Source organism: Endozoicomonas elysicola, from assembly GCF_000710775.1.
In the GTDB taxonomy this organism is placed as follows: domain Bacteria; phylum Pseudomonadota; class Gammaproteobacteria; order Pseudomonadales; family Endozoicomonadaceae; genus Endozoicomonas; species Endozoicomonas elysicola.
In genome coordinates this window covers 3,913,975-3,930,350 of record NZ_JOJP01000001.1, presented here as the reverse complement: position 1 = coordinate 3,930,350, position 16,376 = coordinate 3,913,975, and the positions used below count along the sequence as shown (strand labels likewise).

15 protein-coding genes and 2 tRNA genes are annotated in these 16,376 nt (G+C 46.5%); 15 read left to right on the top strand and 2 right to left on the bottom strand.

From position 1 onward, the window contains the following. Positions 1-87: 87 nt before the first annotated feature. On the bottom strand, positions 88-2,184 hold the full coding sequence (gene gspD, locus GV64_RS16675) for a type II secretion system secretin GspD (protein ID WP_020583801.1): 2,097 nt from the start codon (positions 2,182-2,184) through the stop codon (positions 88-90). A 38-nt stretch (positions 2,185-2,222) separates the two neighbouring features. Beyond that, entirely contained in the window at positions 2,223-2,882 is a 660-nt protein-coding gene (locus GV64_RS16670; protein WP_020583802.1) for a type II secretion system protein N, read from the bottom strand. 297 nt (positions 2,883-3,179) lie between these two features. Here GV64_RS16670 and gspE point away from each other — a divergent pair, with 297 nt between their 5' ends. From gspE to GV64_RS23930, 15 genes are all read left to right on the top strand, one after another. Then, on the top strand, positions 3,180-4,709 hold the full coding sequence (gspE, locus tag GV64_RS16665; RefSeq protein ID WP_020583803.1) for a type II secretion system ATPase GspE: 1,530 nt from the start codon (positions 3,180-3,182) through the stop codon (positions 4,707-4,709). A gap of 46 nt (positions 4,710-4,755) precedes the next feature. Continuing rightward, the gene (gspF, locus tag GV64_RS16660; RefSeq protein ID WP_020583804.1) at positions 4,756-5,976 is read left to right on the top strand and encodes a type II secretion system inner membrane protein GspF; all 1,221 of its coding nucleotides are present in this window, start codon (positions 4,756-4,758) and stop codon (positions 5,974-5,976) included. 107 nt (positions 5,977-6,083) lie between these two features. Further along, complete coding sequence (gspG, locus tag GV64_RS16655; protein ID WP_020583805.1) at positions 6,084-6,578, top strand: type II secretion system major pseudopilin GspG; 495 nt, start codon at positions 6,084-6,086, stop codon at positions 6,576-6,578. Between the two features lie 29 nt (positions 6,579-6,607). Beyond that, on the top strand, positions 6,608-7,111 hold the full coding sequence (locus GV64_RS16650; RefSeq protein ID WP_020583806.1) for a prepilin-type N-terminal cleavage/methylation domain-containing protein: 504 nt from the start codon (positions 6,608-6,610) through the stop codon (positions 7,109-7,111). 17 nt (positions 7,112-7,128) lie between these two features. After that, on the top strand, positions 7,129-7,539 hold the full coding sequence (gspI, locus tag GV64_RS16645) for a type II secretion system minor pseudopilin GspI (protein WP_157237074.1): 411 nt from the start codon (positions 7,129-7,131) through the stop codon (positions 7,537-7,539). Between the two features lie 32 nt (positions 7,540-7,571). Continuing rightward, positions 7,572-8,309 (top strand): type II secretion system minor pseudopilin GspJ, encoded by a 738-nt coding sequence (gspJ, locus tag GV64_RS16640; RefSeq protein ID WP_236632964.1) that lies wholly within the window; start codon positions 7,572-7,574, stop codon positions 8,307-8,309. Beyond that, a complete protein-coding gene (gspK, locus tag GV64_RS16635; RefSeq protein WP_020583809.1) occupies positions 8,299-9,387 on the top strand; it encodes a type II secretion system minor pseudopilin GspK in 1,089 nt (362 codons plus the stop codon). The genes gspJ and gspK overlap by 11 nt, the downstream gene beginning before the upstream one ends. A 2-nt stretch (positions 9,388-9,389) precedes the next feature. Then, entirely contained in the window at positions 9,390-10,796 is a 1,407-nt protein-coding gene (gene gspL / locus GV64_RS16630) for a type II secretion system protein GspL (RefSeq protein WP_020583810.1), read from the top strand. A gap of 11 nt (positions 10,797-10,807) precedes the next feature. Beyond that, complete coding sequence (gene gspM, locus GV64_RS16625) at positions 10,808-11,320, top strand: type II secretion system protein GspM (RefSeq protein ID WP_157237076.1); 513 nt, start codon at positions 10,808-10,810, stop codon at positions 11,318-11,320. A gap of 121 nt (positions 11,321-11,441) precedes the next feature. Then, a tRNA-Val gene (locus GV64_RS16620) sits at positions 11,442-11,517 on the top strand. 37 nt (positions 11,518-11,554) lie between these two features. Continuing rightward, positions 11,555-11,631: transfer RNA gene (locus GV64_RS16615), tRNA-Asp, on the top strand. A 351-nt stretch (positions 11,632-11,982) separates the two neighbouring features. Further along, a complete protein-coding gene (locus GV64_RS16610; protein ID WP_020583812.1) occupies positions 11,983-13,584 on the top strand; it encodes a methyl-accepting chemotaxis protein in 1,602 nt (533 codons plus the stop codon). 161 nt (positions 13,585-13,745) lie between these two features. Further along, positions 13,746-14,231, top strand: coding sequence for a chemotaxis protein CheW (locus GV64_RS16605; RefSeq protein WP_020583813.1), 486 nt, complete (start codon positions 13,746-13,748; stop codon positions 14,229-14,231). Next, positions 14,221-15,570, top strand: coding sequence for a CheR family methyltransferase (locus tag GV64_RS16600; protein ID WP_081622184.1), 1,350 nt, complete (start codon positions 14,221-14,223; stop codon positions 15,568-15,570). The genes GV64_RS16605 and GV64_RS16600 overlap by 11 nt, the downstream gene beginning before the upstream one ends. Positions 15,571-15,627: 57 nt before the next feature. Then, entirely contained in the window at positions 15,628-16,365 is a 738-nt protein-coding gene (locus GV64_RS23930) for a chemotaxis protein CheW (protein ID WP_020583815.1), read from the top strand. Positions 16,366-16,376: the final 11 nt, after the last annotated feature.

Genomic DNA, 16,376 nt, shown 5'->3' with positions numbered 1-16,376 from the left:
GTGAAGCTTCTTTCCTTTAAGACAGTAATAAAAAGCCCCAGTTATTCATTGGGGGTTTTTATTACTGGTTTTGTAGTGATAAATAATTCAGTTTTTATTTCTAAGATCATAAGTTTCTGTGTTGAACAACTCTTCGGGTCTATCCGGGAGATTAATAGACTTTCCAGCGTTACCATTGCCGATGAGCTTGAGCTTTGTAAATCGGTCTTGCGTCGCTTTTACCAATGTTTCAGAATTGCGCATGATGGTAGGCCTAATAAACAACATCAGGTTCTTTTTCTCATCGCCGGTTTGATTATAACGGAATAGGTTGCCAAAAATGGGAATGTCTCCTAGCAGTGGAACTTTTTTCCTGCTTTTAGACTTGATATCTTCAATCAACCCGCCAATAACGACGGTCTGTCCATCATCGACCAGTACAGCCGTCTTCAGGGAGCGAGTATTGAACAACAGGTCATCGCTATCAGAGCCAAGGAGCTGTTTGGTAGTACCAACATCGAGAGAAGAGACCTCCTGCTCCAGTGTTAGCCTCAGACTGTTCCCTTCATTGATATGAGGAGTAATCTTGAGTTTTAAGCCCACATCTTTGCGTTCTGTTGTTGTGAAAGGGTTGTTGCTGTTACCACTGGATGATGTCTGATATGAACCGGTTTTTATGGGAATATTTTTTCCGATGATAAGCTCTGCCTCTTCATTATCGAGGGTCAGCATACTAGGGGTAGAGAGGATATTATTGTTGGATTTTGAGCTTAAAGCACTGACAAGAACACCAAAGTTATCTGCTCGAAGCGCCAGTGAACCGAGGGCAATGCCAGAGTTTTCGAGAATATGTCCGGTGATACTGCTTTTCACGCTGTTGCCAGTATCCGAACTGGTTGCTGTACTGCGGATTGTGTCTGTCCCATCAATGCCCCATTGAACGCCCAGCGCATCATTAATCCCACCGGATACTTCTACAATTACCGCTTCCAACAGAACCTGGGCCCTTGGGACATCGAGCTGTCTGACGATTTTTTCCATTTCCTGAAGCGTTTCAGGATCGGCAATCATAACCAGCGCATTCTGCGTTTCATCTGCTTTAACAAATGCAGTGGTCGCTGCAGACTTGCTTTTAGTACCTGATTTAGTGGCAGATGTTCTGGATGACGGGCTTGATGGTGCTGTTGGTGGTGCTGAACCTGAGGAGGGTGAAGATTGGGTTGAGGATGCTTTCTTTCCTTGGCTGTCCTGGATAATCCCTGATGCTTCAGAAAGAATTTCAGCAATATTCTTAGCGTCGGCAAAGCTCAGGAACATGACTTTGGTGGTTGATTTTCGAATGCCTTCTTTGTCCAGAGTGTCTGCCAGTTTTCTAACCCGCGCCCGCTTACTGGCGTTTCCTTTAACAACCAGACGATTACTACGCTCATCTGCGATGACCTGAAGACCACTGGGTAGCTGCCCTTTACCGGTGACCAGCGTATCGGAGATGATTTTTGATACATCACCAACCCAGGCGTGTTTAAGCTGAATCACTTCATAGTCGTTATTTCCAGCATCATCCAGCTCTCGTACCAGTTTGGTTATGCGTTCAACATTATCAGCAAGGTCGCTGACAATCACAGCATTACTGGATGCAGAAGCAGCGGCATGACCGTATTGGGCGATCAGGGGACGGATGATCGGGATTACTTCAACAGCAGACACGCTGTGCAGGTCGATAACCTTGGTGGTCATCACACCATCAATAGGCTTTTTAGCTTCACCGGTACTGCTGGTTTTTGCCATGGTGGTGGGCACAACATTAATAATGCGGCCATCAGCCTTTGGAATGATGGTATATCCATTGGCAGTGAGTACTTCCAGAAACACATCGTAGACTTCATCTCGAGTTAGTGGTTTGCTCGAAATAACAGTAACCGTATTGCCACCTTTAATGCGGGGGTCGATGACAAACGTCTCCCCGGTGATTTTGGCAACCTGTACAATAAATTCACGAATGTCTGAATTTTGCTGGTTCAGGGTCCAGAGCTTATCGTCAGGTAGCTGTACAGCATTATTTGCTGTGGTGGCAGGCTGTAAACCGGTTCTAGCTCCGTTGGCAAACAACTGCGTGGCTGTCAGCAGCAGTAGCAGCAGGGGGATAGCTCTCATCGATAACAAGTAGAGAGGGTATGGTAAAAAGAATAGCGCTCTGGTGTTCATGTTATGACCATTAACTCAGCAGTTTGTCATTTTTGTAGTTACAGTTCCTGACTGGCTTCCTGCAGCTTTTCCCGGAGATCCTGCATTCGCTGTTCAAGAGACATGTCATCCGGGTAATCATGGTTACCCGGGCGCTGTTCCATTGACTCGGGGAGCTCTTCCGAAACAGGCCGGAACTCCTGAAACGTTCTGGAATCTCTGGCTGTTTCTGGAAAGTATAGTTTCTCAAGCTGGTTGCCCCGTTTAATGACAATATGATCAGAATAAACCTGATTCAAAATTGCGCCTCCGGGAAGTGCGTCACCAATTTCATAAAGCTTGTCCTGATTCGATATCTGAATAATCGCACTAGCGTACTTTTTGTTTTCAATTCCTGAGAGTGCGCCTCTAAGAATCAGGTTCATCTTTGTAACAGGAATTTCTTTATTGTTTTGAGTTATTTCCTGACTGTCATTAAAACCAAAAAGTAGATCAAAGTCCTCATTCCTGATCGTTGATGTTTGTGACACTGTTGTTTTGTTTTTGTCGGCTTTGTTTATACCAGTGCCTAGTAATGTTTCTCTATTGATTATCTGATAAAAATTAAATGTCTGAGTCGCAATGCTCAGGAGCATGGCCAATAAAATTATCAGAATCATGAGCTTCCGATTATTTTTATGCCCCCATTGTAGAAATGTGGTGGGAACCACTGATGTCATGATCATCTCTTCTGAAGTTAACGAATGGGATTAATAGGCTATTCTTTAGTCTAAATAAAAGCATAAGAGTCTTGTTTTTTAAAGAAATAAGTTTTCCCAAAAAAAACTTTACATTTTTTTAGGATTATCAGTTAAAAATTATGCTTTTCCCGTTTGTAAAATAGGAATAATGCTCCAGACTGTTTCTGATGTTCTGGATGTGATGCCAATAAAACGAGTTTATATTTATTGATCTGTCAGGAAATAATTAACCAGAAATGGCAGATGCTTCCCTTTTGATTTAAGGAGTTATGGATATTGGCTACTTTGCTAACCGCTGACTACGACCCTGAGGATAAAGCTGTGGGGGAAGCCAGTGTTTTACCAAGACTGCCTTTTACCTTTGCCAAAAGGCATGGTGTAGTTCTGATTGAAAATGATAACGGTGTTGCCACTCTTTATTTCCACAACACACCACCCGCTGATCTGCTGGCTGAAATCAGTCGTTTTTCAGGAGTATTTCCTGCTTATCAGAAGGTCAATGTCGAAAAACTGTCGGAGGTGCTGGCTCACTGTTATCACAATGACAGTTCGGAAGCATTGCAGAATGCTGCCGGAATCAGTGATCACCTGGATCTGACCAGTCTGGCTGATGCGGTTCCGATTACCGAAGATCTGCTTGAGCAAAGTGATGATGCCCCGGTTATTCGCCTCATTAATGCGTTGCTGACGGAGGCAATAAAGGAAGGTGCCTCTGATGTTCATATTGAAACCTTTGAGTCCACACTGGTGGTTCGAGTTCGGATCGATGGGGTTTTAAGAGAAATACTGTCCCTCCAGAGAACGATCGCGTCATTATTGGTTTCTCGTATTAAGGTTATGGCACGTCTGGACATTGCTGAGAAACGCGTACCTCAGGATGGTCGTATCTCACTCAGGGTTGCTGGCAAGGAGGTGGATGTTCGGGTTTCCACATTGCCTTCCAGCAATGGTGAGCGGGTGGTATTAAGGCTGCTCGACAAGGCAGCCGGTCGTCTTGAGCTTAAGCACCTGGGGATGACGGAGCAAAACCGTTCACAGATTGAATATCTGCTCAAAAAACCTTATGGCATTATTCTTGTTACGGGGCCAACGGGTTCCGGTAAGACGACTTCTCTCTATGCCAGCCTTACTCTTCTGAATGACAAGACCCGCAATATTCTCACGGTTGAAGATCCTATTGAATATCACATGGAAGGTATTGGTCAGACTCAGGTCAATACTAAAGTTGATATGACCTTTGCCCGAGGGCTTAGGGCTATCCTGCGACAGGACCCTGATGTGGTGATGGTGGGTGAGATCCGGGATCGTGAAACTGCTGAAATTGCGGTTCAGGCAAGTTTGACCGGACATCTGGTGCTTTCAACACTGCATACCAATACAGCAGTGGGGGCGCTGACCCGTCTGCAGGACATGGGCATTGAACCTTTTCTGATGTCTTCCAGTCTACTCGGGGTGGTTGCTCAGCGTCTGGTCAGGGTGCTGTGTAGTGAGTGTAAGTCTCCCTACAGTCCTGATGATGCAGAGTGTCAGCAGTTGGGTATCCGCTCTCCTGAGGGCGTGACGCTTTATCACGCTGAAGGGTGTAAAGCCTGTAATTTTAGCGGTTATCGTGGTCGTACTGGAATTTATGAAGTGGTTGTTATTGATGAACAGGTCAGGCGGATGATTCATGCTCTCAAGGGTGAGCAAGAGATTACGGACTATGTTCGTGAGTACAGCCCCGGCATACGTGAGGATGGAAGCAGAAAAGTACTTGAAGGGGTAACGACTCTGGAAGAAGTGCTTCGGGTTACCCAGAAAGACTGATTGGCGCTGGAGAGAAGGCTCTCTTGCACGAAAAAGGCTCACGACTATGGCCGCGTTTGAATATATTGCCCTGGATCATCAGGGTAAACAGCATAAAGGGACACTGGAAGCAGACAGTGGGCGTCAGGTACGCCAGATGCTGCGGGATAAACAGTGGACGCCTCTGTCGGTTAATACACTTACCGAGCGTAAGCAGCAGGGGGAAGAGGGTAGAGGCGTTTTTTTTCGCCGGGGTATTTCAGCCATTGAACTGGCTACGGTGACCCGACAGTTGGCGACTCTGATTCAGGCTGCCATGCCAATTGAGGAAGCGCTTAATGGGGTTGCCGCTCAACAGGAAAAGCGAAGAATAAAAAATATACTGCTGGCTGTTCGATCCCGTGTTCTTGAAGGCTATACCCTGGCAAAAAGCCTGGAAGCATTCCCTGAAGTCTTCCCTCAGATGTACCGGGCGACTGTCGCTGCTGGGGAACATGCAGGTTATCTTGACCGTGTTCTCAATCGTCTGGCCGACTACACTGAGGCCAGAATGCGTTCCGGGCAGAAAATACAGCAGGCATTGGTTTATCCAGTCATCCTGATAGTGGCCTCCATGGGTATTGTTAGCTTCCTACTCGGGTTTGTTGTGCCGGATGTGGTAAAGGTCTTTCTGGATTCCGGGCAGGAGTTGCCATTAATTACGGAACTGCTGATCAATACCAGTGAGGGGTTTCAGGCCTGGTGGCCTTTAATCTTTGGTGGAATTGCCGTGGTTATTCTGGTAGTTCGACACCTTCTGAAAAGAGAGTCGATACGTCTTTCCTGGCATCGAACCCTGTTGAAGCTCCCATTTGTTGGGCGGTTTGTTCGTACGGCCAATGCGGCCCGTTTTGCCAGTACATTGAGTATTTTAACACGCAGCGGTGTTTCACTGGTTGAAGCCCTGATGATTGCTGCGCAGGTGGTGGATAACGATGCCATCAAAAATGCCGTTCAGGATGTTGCCAGGCGAGTCAGTGAAGGAACCAGTCTCAACAGGGCGCTGACAGAAGCCGGCTATTTTCCACCACTGATGCTTCACATGATCGCCAGTGGAGAGGCAACTGGAGAGCTGGATCAGATGCTGGAGCGTACGGCCCAGAATCAGCAGATGGAACTTGAAGGGCGCATAACGGTCATGATCGGGTTGTTTGAGCCTCTGATGCTGGTGCTGATGGGGGGGGTGGTCATGATGATCGTTTTGGCCATTCTGTTGCCCATACTCAATATGAACCAGCTGTTGAATTGATGTGGGCTTTGAGTGATAGACGGCTCTGAGCGACATAGAACGGAATACAACCATCATATGTGAAAAATGCTGAATGGCATTTTCATAGAAAACCGAGGTTAACAACCATGATAAAAAAATGGCTTACGAGAAGGCCTGAAAGAGGAGAGTGCCGTGCTGGCAAGGCAATTGCGGGTAAAACAGAGGGTGGCTTTACGCTGATTGAGATTATGGTGGTGGTTGTCATTCTGGGAATACTGGCAGCAATGGTTGTTCCCAAAATTCTCTCCCGGCCAGACCAGGCAAAGGTAACGGTTGCCCGCTCTGATATTGAAACCATTTCTCAGGCGCTTGAACTTTTCAGGCTCGATAATGGCTTTTATCCCACCCTGGATCAGGGGCTTGAGGCATTGATCCAGAAGCCATCTTCTACTCCAGAGCCCAGAAACTGGAACCCTGAGGGGTATTTAAAACGGGTTCCAGTGGATCCATGGGGAAATCCCTACATGTACTTGCAGCCAGGAAACCATGGTAAGTATGACCTTTATTCACTGGGTGCTGATGGTCGCGAGGGTGGGGAAGGTCTGGATGCCGATATTGGAAACTGGGATAAACAGCCATGAGCGGCTCTTTATAGAAAGCGGAGCAGGTAATGGTATCACCGCAACAGCGAGGATTTACTCTGATCGAAATGCTCGTGGTGGTGATCATCGTTGGTGTTTTACTGGGTATTACCTTGCTAAGTCCAATTACGGGAAGTATTCACAAGGTGATTCAGGGGGAAGCGACCCGGTTGCAAGTGCTATTTGACCAGGTTCGTGACAAAGCGCTGATAGAAAATATCCATTATGGCTTTTCTGTTGATAGTGAGGGTTATTATCGTTGGTGGGTATTACCGGCAGAAAGTCAGGACTGGGTGGCGTTGGAACAATCCCCTTTTCAGCCCAGATTGATGCCAGAAACGTTAAGTTTGAGCCTGGAGTCAATTGAGGATTCCAGACCTTTTGATACAGATGAAGCGTCCCCATCGGTCGTGTTCTATTCAGACTATCAGGTAACACCGTTCAGACTTCGCATTATTCCGGTGGAAAACAGAAAACAGTCGCTCTATCTGTTAACAGATGGGCTGTCAGATATTGAACGAGTTAGGGAATGATGCTTAGGGGATTCAAGGTGAACCGGCTTTTTCCAAACAAGAGCCTGTCTTTCTGTAATGGTTTTACCTTGCTGGAAGTTATGGTGGCATTGGCGGTATTTGCCCTGGCTGCTTCCATGCTCATTCTTTCTGATGGAAACAGTATTCGGCAAACCCGCTATCAGCAGGAAAAAATACTGGCCTCGCAGATTGCTGACCATTATCTCAATGTGCTGCATGCTGAGGGTCGCTGGAGTGGTCCCGCAGTTCGGCCACAAATTGAAAGCTACGCTGGTTATCAGTGGTATGTTCGGGAAACTTCATCGATAACTGGATCACCTGATTTTCGGAGAGTGCAGGTTGAAGTGTTTATTGGTGAGTCTGAGCCGGAGAAAGGTTCTGCTCCTTTGGCAAGGTTATCTACCTGGCTGAGGAGGCCCCGGCAATAATGCTTTGCGAAGGCTTTCACCCAGCTACGGGCTTGCCTCGGAATAATGTCCACATACCCAGTGGCTTTACTCTACTCGAGCTAATGGTCGCTATTGTACTGTTCAGTATGATCAGCACGGCAGCCTATAAGCTGTTTATGTCGGTGACACGCGCGCAGGAAGTTACGCAGTTAGTGTTGGATGACCTTGATAAACTGCAAAGAGTTGAAATTGTACTGGAAAAAGATCTGTTCCAAATGACTCGAAGACCGGTAAGAGATGAGAGTGGCCGGCAGCAGCCAGCACTTAAAGTCCCAGGTACTGGAGGTACACTGGTTGAGTTTACGCGTTCAGGGTGGCAAAACCCCCTTCAGGTCACACGAAGCACGCTACAGCGTGTCGCCTATGCCCTGGAGGGGCATCAGTTAATTCGCTATTACTGGCCAATGCTGGATAGAGCTCCGGATTCTACACGTATTCGTCAGACTGTGATGTCCGAAGTGAACAGTGTCAAATTCCGGTTTCTTGATGATCATAAACGTTGGATAAGCGTCTGGCCCCCTATGCAGAAATTTCAGCAAGGAGCTAATGACGATAGCCTGGCTCAGATACCGGCTGCTGTTGAGCTGACCATTGTTCATGAAAAGCAGGGTTCTATGGTTACGGTGGTTCCCCTGGCTACCTATAAACCCGACCAGGCTAATAAAGAGGGCGGTTCTGCACAGGGCAATATGAGTGACCAGCCGGGTAATTTACGTCCACCACCCAGAGAAGGCAGCGATGGCTACTGAACTGGTTAAAGACTGTCAGTCAGTTCGATCTTCGGTAAGTAAGTTCCGGTCATACCATCAGTCTGGAATAGCTCTTATTTACGTACTGCTGATTTTCCTGCTGATCACGACGATTGCCTCTCAGATTGTCATGAATCTCTGGTTGCATACTGAGAAGAATTCAAGGTATCTGGAAAGGACTCAGGCAAAACACTATGCCTTAGGGGCAGAGCAATACGTTGCGTGGTTATTGGAGAAAGATTTCGAACAGGATAAAAAGAATAACCGAATGGTGGATCATGAAGGTGAGTTATGGAATGTTGAAACCATTAATTATGAAGTAGAACAGGGGGATATCGAATTACTGGTTCAGGATGAACAGGGCCGATTTAATGTAAATTGGCTGGCAAATGAAAATAATCAGTCTGGTGATAAAGCGGCTGAAAAAGGCGGTTCACCTACGGTGAAAATGTTTGAGAATCTGCTGTCGACTCAATCCATGGATCCTCAACTGGCTTATAAAGTGAAGCGCTGGGTCAGTAAAGAGCAGAAGAATGCAGCTGTGGGGACTGAGGATCAGATCTACCTGTTGCTGGATCCCCCAAGACGAACAGGGCAGACTGAAATGACCTCGGTCTCGGAGCTGCTATTAATTGATGGTTTTGATAGCGAGCAAGTTGAAAAACTGTTGCCATATATTACGGTTATTCCGAAATCATCAAAAATGAATATGAATACCGTGCTACCAGAGGTTATTCGCTCTTTGAATAATAATATAACGGAGGGGGATGCTCTGATGATCACTAATGGTCGAGGCGATGCCGGGTTATCAAATATTGAAGAATTGAATCAGCTTGTCGCTTTATCTGGAATGGCCGGGCTCTTTAATGCGGGGAATCAAAATGAACTTGTGGTTTTTGGTAGCCAATATTTCAGTGCACAGATCAAGGCAACGTATCGGGGTACAACCTTTTATTTAAAAACGCTTTTTTACCGAAGCAGTGAGGGGCATGTGCAGGTTGTCGGGAGAGAGATTGGACCGAGTCAATATTGGACCCCTGCTAATGAAATGCATTCAACAGGGAGTCCTGAGGTTTAATAATGAAAAAAGTGCTATTGATTCGAATTCCCCCTCCTATCAGCTCTGTTGACGCGCATACGGTTGTTCAGTGGGGCAAGTATACGTCGGCTGGCTCGCTTACCGGAGACCTCCACCTGACAGCCATAGACCAGCTCAAAGAAGCGTGGCTTGCTGATGAACCTGAGGGAGTGGGGGTAGAAGACAGTTTGCCTGATGAAACTGTTTTACTCCTGGGTGGATCATCGTGTTTTTATAAGCGTTTGACAATTAATACCGGTCAGAAAAAACACCTGACTACGGCACTGCCTTATCTTGTGGAAGAGCACCTGGCTCAGGATATTGAAGCCATGCACATAGTGAATGGCTTTCCGGATAAGGATTCGCAGGTTTCTGTTGCTGCTATTCCGCATTCAGCTTTGCAGGCCATGCTTGCGCTATTTGAGGATCATCAACTACCACTCACGAGAATGGTGGCTGAAATGCAGCTTCTGGTATCGGACGCACAATGCACTTCGTTATTGCTGGATAATGAGTCTGTGATGATGGCATTGCCGGGGCGTGAAGGCATTGCCCTCAATTATGAGGCACTGCCTTTCCTATTCCCGGGCCAGTCGGATCAATTTGAACAAGACTTGCCTGACACCTTGGTAGACTCTCTTGAAAAGACGGTTACCGAGGCAACGGATGATCAGCTGTCACAAGTCAGGCTGATGTTCTCAGACAGTACACTGGCGGTCTCCACTATCAGAATTGATGAAGTTTCAGATTTGCTGTCTGAGCGAGGCTGGCTGGTAGATAAGGTGCCGCTTAATGGCGCCGTATTTGAGTATTTTGCAGAACGCTATTTTGCCTTCAGGCGCAATAATCAGCTGATTGATTTCCGGCAGGGAGCTTATCAGTGTCCAAGAAGGGCTGGGCGGTTTATCCGTCGCTGGTGGCCTTTGGCAGCGGTGGCCGGTTGTTGGCTGATCCTTGAACTTGGTTTGTCAGTCACAGAGGGAGTGATTTATCAGCAGCAGTCAGAATCGCTCTGGAAAGACTCCATAAAAAGTTATCTCTCTGTATTCCCCAGTGACCGACAGGCTCAGCAGGCACAGACTCGGCAACAAATGTCTTTTAATGTTAAGCAGGTGATGGAGAACCGTTTCCGGAGTCTGGACACTCAGACATCAGAAATCCCATTTTTGCCGATGCTCCAGGCGCTTTCAACCGTTTCTGGTTCAATGGGGGAGAAAGCGAAGCTTGAACCCAGAAGCCTGGATTTCAACGACGCCTCTGGCCAACTCGTTTACGAATTTGAAGCGGGTGAACTGGAAACGGTTAACCAATTTCTGGAAAAGCTTAACGCTTCCGGCTTTCAAGGCAAATTGGATAATGCCAACCAGGGTAAGTCCAGCGTGATTGCCAGAATTACCATCAGGAGATGATTGGGGGAACCATGCAAAAATTGAATAACCTTCTGATGGCTAATCCGTACTGGCAGCAATGTAAATTATGGTATGAGATACGCTCACCGAGAGACCGGAAAGCACTCCAGTTGCTCGCTGCGGCACTGTTTGTGGGACTGATCTACTTTCTGGTCTGGGAGCCGGTAATCCAGTGGTCTGAAAGCCAGAAAGCAGACTTCCTCTATCAGGAAGAGATCAACACCTGGCTGCATAGCAATTTATCAAAGGCTCGTGATCTTCAGAAGAACCAGCAGGTAGCATCGGTGCGACAGGAACTTTCTTCCATCGCGGCCAGTGTGGCTCAACAGACAGGTATTACCCTGGGAAGAGTACAGCCAGACCGCAAAGGCCTTTCGGTCTGGATAGAAGACGCAGCTTACCAGAAGTTGCTCAAGTGGCTGGTGCTATTGCAAACAAAGCATGGTGTTGCCGTACAGCAGATCCGCATCGATAAGCTGAAAGAGGAAGGGCGGATTAAGAGTTATATCCATTTGGGTGGTTAACTCCGGTACAACGTCTGTCATGTGTTTGAAGTTTGTCTTTCTCGGGTAGTTTTCCTAGTGAATTCTACAAAAAGGGATTGACAGTATCTCTCGATTCGCTATTATACCGCCCACACATGCAGGGTGATTAGCTCAGCTGGGAGAGCGTCTGCTTTACACGCAGAATGTCGGCGGTTCGATCCCGTCATCACCCACCAGGTTCTCAATAACTTCCAGAAGTTATTGGAAAGCAGCGGACCGGTAGTTCAGTTGGTTAGAATGCCGGCCTGTCACGCCGGAGGTCGCGGGTTCGAGTCCCGTCCGGTCCGCCATATATCAAAAACCTTACGATACCCTTCGTAAGGTTTTTTTTTTGTGAAGATTGTTTGCTGGCCTCTGATAGCCGTGCACAACATTCTGCTTTTCGCTTAAGCCACACCTATCCTTTATTCATTTCGCAGCAGCCACGTTTTTGACTTGCAGTGGCTGCGTTCTATTTTTTTTATCAAATAATTGACTGCTGATGCAGTTCCCTATTTTTCTTTACTGCGTAACTAAATTGGGTAAATCCTCTCAACCATCCTTATTCACAATCGGCTAGGCTTTATTTAGATATGGGGAATAGTTTGAATTCCATCCCCCTACAGTTTTAATACGAACAGTCTGCCGAGAAGGGAATCTGCATGTGGAACCTGTTTTTAAATAATGTAAAGCTCAAGATGCAGCTTTTCGTTATGCTGGTTTTGGTTTTTATTGTCATGTTAGCTGGCCTCGGAGGCACGGGTTTCTGGTTGTTTCAGAAGACTGAGCAGCTAAATCGGGCAGACCTCCTTCTTGAAAAGTCTGAAGTTGCGGTGACCCGGCAGCTGGATGAGTGGAAGAACATTCTGCTTCGTGGTCATGACCAGCAGGCTTATGATACTCATCTCACGCAAATGCATGAGATGGAAGTGCTTTCTGCCAAATATTTGACAGATGTGTTGGTTATTCTTTCCAGCCTTGAGATTGATACAGCCGGTGTAGAAGAGGTCATGCTGCATCATGAAGAACTAAATCAATTGCACATCTCCGCCCTGAAAATATTTGATCCGGAACAAACGTTATCTTATAGAAAAGTTGATCAAATGACGGGTGGTGAAGAAGCTGCCCTGATTCATGAGCTTGAGGCATTGATTCAGACGGTGCATACATTGCATGAAACTGAAAATGGCTATTTGATCAAACAGCTAGTGATCACCTGCGTTCTCGTCATCATTCTCGCGGGTCTGTTGATTATGTTCTATTCCCGGGCGCTGACGTCGCGTTTGGACAGAGTGGTCAATGCCACATTAGAAATATCCAAGGGTAATCTAACAACACGTATTAATGCCCCGGGAACCAATGAGATGGCGCAGCTGGGCCAATCCTTTAATGATATGGCTGATAGCATCTCTGAGCTGGTCAATAATGTTCAACAGTCTGGCACACAGCTTTCAAGTACGGCGGTGAATATCAGCGCTACCACCAAAGAGCAGGCGGCTTCTGCGAAAGAGCAGGAAGCAACAACTCATGAGATTATGGCTACCTCGGAACATATTTCACAAACTGCTCGTGATCTTGTAGATAACATGGATGAAGTTGCACGGGCAGTTGACGATACTTCGGGTCTTGCGGAGCAGGGTCATGATGGCCTTGCGAGAATGAGTGGTACCGTAGAACAGATGGTGCTGGCATCCCAGAATATCTCCGACAAGCTGACAGTATTGAATGAGAAAGCAAACAAGATTAATGCGGTAGTGACCACTATCAACAAAATTGCTGATCAGACAAACCTGTTATCCGTTAATGCTGCCATCGAAGCTGATAAAGCTGGGGAGTATGGTGTCGGATTCAGTACTGTTGCTACTGAAATAAGACGCCTGGCAGATCAGACAGCGGTAGCAACCTTTGATATTGAAGAGATGGTCAAGGAAATGCAGGCAGCTGTATCTGCAGGTGTTATGGGAATGGAGAAGTTCTCTGATGAAATCCGTCAGGGGGTGGATGATACCAGGCAGGTCAGTGGCCAGTTAAGATTGATTGTTGAGAAAGTTCAGACATTGGGGCCCCACTTTGAGTCAGTCCATACAGGTATGCGCTCACAGTCTGATGGAGCCGAGCAAATCAAAGAAGCACTTTCACAATTAAGTGAAACTATTCGTAACTTGAATGATTCAATGCGGATGTCAAACAGTGTCGTTGATGAATTAAATTGTGAATCAGAACGTTTACAACAATCAGTTACCGTATTTCAATTAAAAGAATGAACCACTGCTAATGGAATTAAAGTTGGTTTCGGGAAAAAGTGAATAAATTAAATCGCTATTGAAATCACTTTAAAGTCTGAAATTATAAAATTTGTTAATAAGCATTCTCAGGAACGCAGTTAGCTTTTGAGGTAACCCTTTTTCAGGGATGATGCAGTAGCATGATTTATTTACGCTTTGAAATTGCAGAGCAGATTTATGTCCTCGGCAGTGATGCCATTGTTGAGGTCATTCCCTTTTTACCTGTGAATAAAATGGCTCATTCTTCCCCAGTGCTGGCGGGTACCCTAAATTACCGGGGAAACCTGATTCCGGTCATTGATCTTGCCATGTTGTTTAGTCACAAGCCCAGCAAACAACTGGCATGTACTCGTATTGTTGTTGTTAATTTTCATCGTGTACAGGATGAGAGTTTATTACTGGCTTTTATTGTTGAGCAGGCAACCGAAACCATGAAATTTGAAAAAGGCGAATTTACACCAGAGGTTGTCAGCAATAAACATATCCCGTATTCAGGCTCTGCAATGTTGAGCAATGGCGAGCTGGTTTTTTGTCTGGAGGTGGAGAAGATCATACCTCATGAAATCGCTAGCCAGCTATATCCCCAACAAGATATTCATGGGGAGCCAGTAAACCATGTCAATTAGAGCCCTTACCGGATTATTAAGGCAGTACATAGGCTTGGATCCTGAATCTATTGGTCAGGATGCGGTTGATCAAAGCATACAACGCCGAATGGATACTGTCGGGGTAACCAATCCCGAACAGTATTACCTGATGGTAACGGCAGAGCCGCAAGAGCTAAGTGCACTTGTGGATGAAATAACCGTTGGTGAAACCTGGTTCTTTCGAGAGTTTCGGGCATTTTCTGTGTTGCAGGAGAAAGCGTTGCGCTGCCGAACAAGTCTCAATAGTCAGTCACCTTTTAGGGTGGCCAGTATGCCATGCAGCAGTGGCGAAGAGGCGTATTCCATAGCGATGGCTTTAATGGATATTGGCTTGCAGTCAGACCAGTTTGTTGTTGATGGCTTTGATATCAACACGGAAGCGATTCAGAAAGCTCACAAGGCAGATTATGGCCGGGTCTCATTTCGAGGAACGATGCCTGATTTTTCCAAGCCTTATTTTGATCAAACTGCAGCAGGCTTCCACTTGAAGTTATCGGTTAAGCAGTGTGCCAATTTTCATCAGGTTAATTTACTGGAGCTGACCCAAGATATTGAAGTTAAGCCTTATGATGTGATTTTCTGCCGTAATTTCCTGATCTACCTGGATACAGCCAGTCGCAAAAAAATGGCAGATGTATTACGAGTGAGTATGAAGGATCACGGAGTTCTGATCGTAGGCCATTGTGAAGCGCCTTCTATGTCTCAGTTTGGTTTTTCAACTCTGGATAGAAGCAAGCGATTCTGCTTTAGCAAAAAAGTAAATAATGCTCAGAAGACGGATGATTCAAGGACTAGAAAACCAGTTTTTCTCCCTCTGCAACGTAAGCCTGCAAAAGAACCTTCATCTTCATTAAATGCTACTCAGCAAAAAGCCAGTTCATTCACAAAAAGCCTTCAGACCACGGATCTACAGTGCAGTAAGCAAGCATCATCATTGTTACAGAAACCTGAAATGATAGAAAAAAGCCTGTCTGGCCAGGCACCTGAAGAGACATCCGCAGGAGGAATACTGAGTAGTGACGCAATGCTTGAAGCAATAGAAGAACTGGTGGATTGCGGAAAGCTTAGTAAAGCCAGAGAGTCATGTCAGCAGCTTATGCAGCATAGCCCGGAAGATACGGGGGCTCAGTTCATGATGGGGATTATCAGCGAGGCAGAGGGAGAGTGGGACGCAGCATCCAACTACTTTCGCAAGGTCCTGTACCTGAACCCGGAACATCATGAAGCATTGCTGCACAGTGCCATGGTTTGTGAACGTCAAGGTGAGATGGGAAAGGCAGAAAATTTCAGGGTGAGATTAAGCCGTTTAATCAGCTGATCATATTTGAGCTGAGCGGATAACAGGGTTTGGCAAAAGCCATTGAGGGAATAGGGAATGGCAGAGAACGAGTCACAGGAAGCGTTGATTCAGAACGACTCTGTAGCGGAGACCGCAGCAGAAATTGATGCCTGCTGGCAGGAGATTGGTGTCTGGGCAAGCCATGGTGCGACTTGTCCTGTACTGAATGATGTGATCCATTGCCGTAACTGCCCGACTTATGTTCAGGCTGGGCGAGACTGTCTTTCAGGCCAGTTATTGCCAGATGCTGCTGAAATGGAGCATTACAGTGCGTTTTATCGTCAAGCCAAGCAATATTCAGACTCGGGTTTGAGAAAAGTGACTCTGTTTCGCCTCGGGGCCGAGTGGTTTGCGTTAGATACCGCTGTAGTGGGGAGTATCCTTAAACCTCAGCCCTGTTGCTGGGTACCCCATAGAAGCAGCCGTGGTATCAAGGGGATTGCCAATGTTGATGGCGATGCTCTGGTGGTGGTTTCCATGGCAAAGTTATTGGGTATTCGTGCCTTAGAGAGCAGTGATGAGCCAGACCAGGAGACTCACAAAGCATATCCACGGATGATGACCATTGGAAAAACCGATAAACCGCTGGTTATTGAAGTTGATGAAGTATGGGGGCAGGCAAGGTACAGCTCAGAGAGTGTGATACCACTGCCGTCTACAGTCAGTAAAGCTGCACATAAATACAGTATTGGCCTTCTGCAGTTGGAAGATAAGCGGGTAGGGTTATTGGACTCTACTCTTTTGCTGTATGGGCTTGAACAGGCCATGAAATGATGGATAGGGTT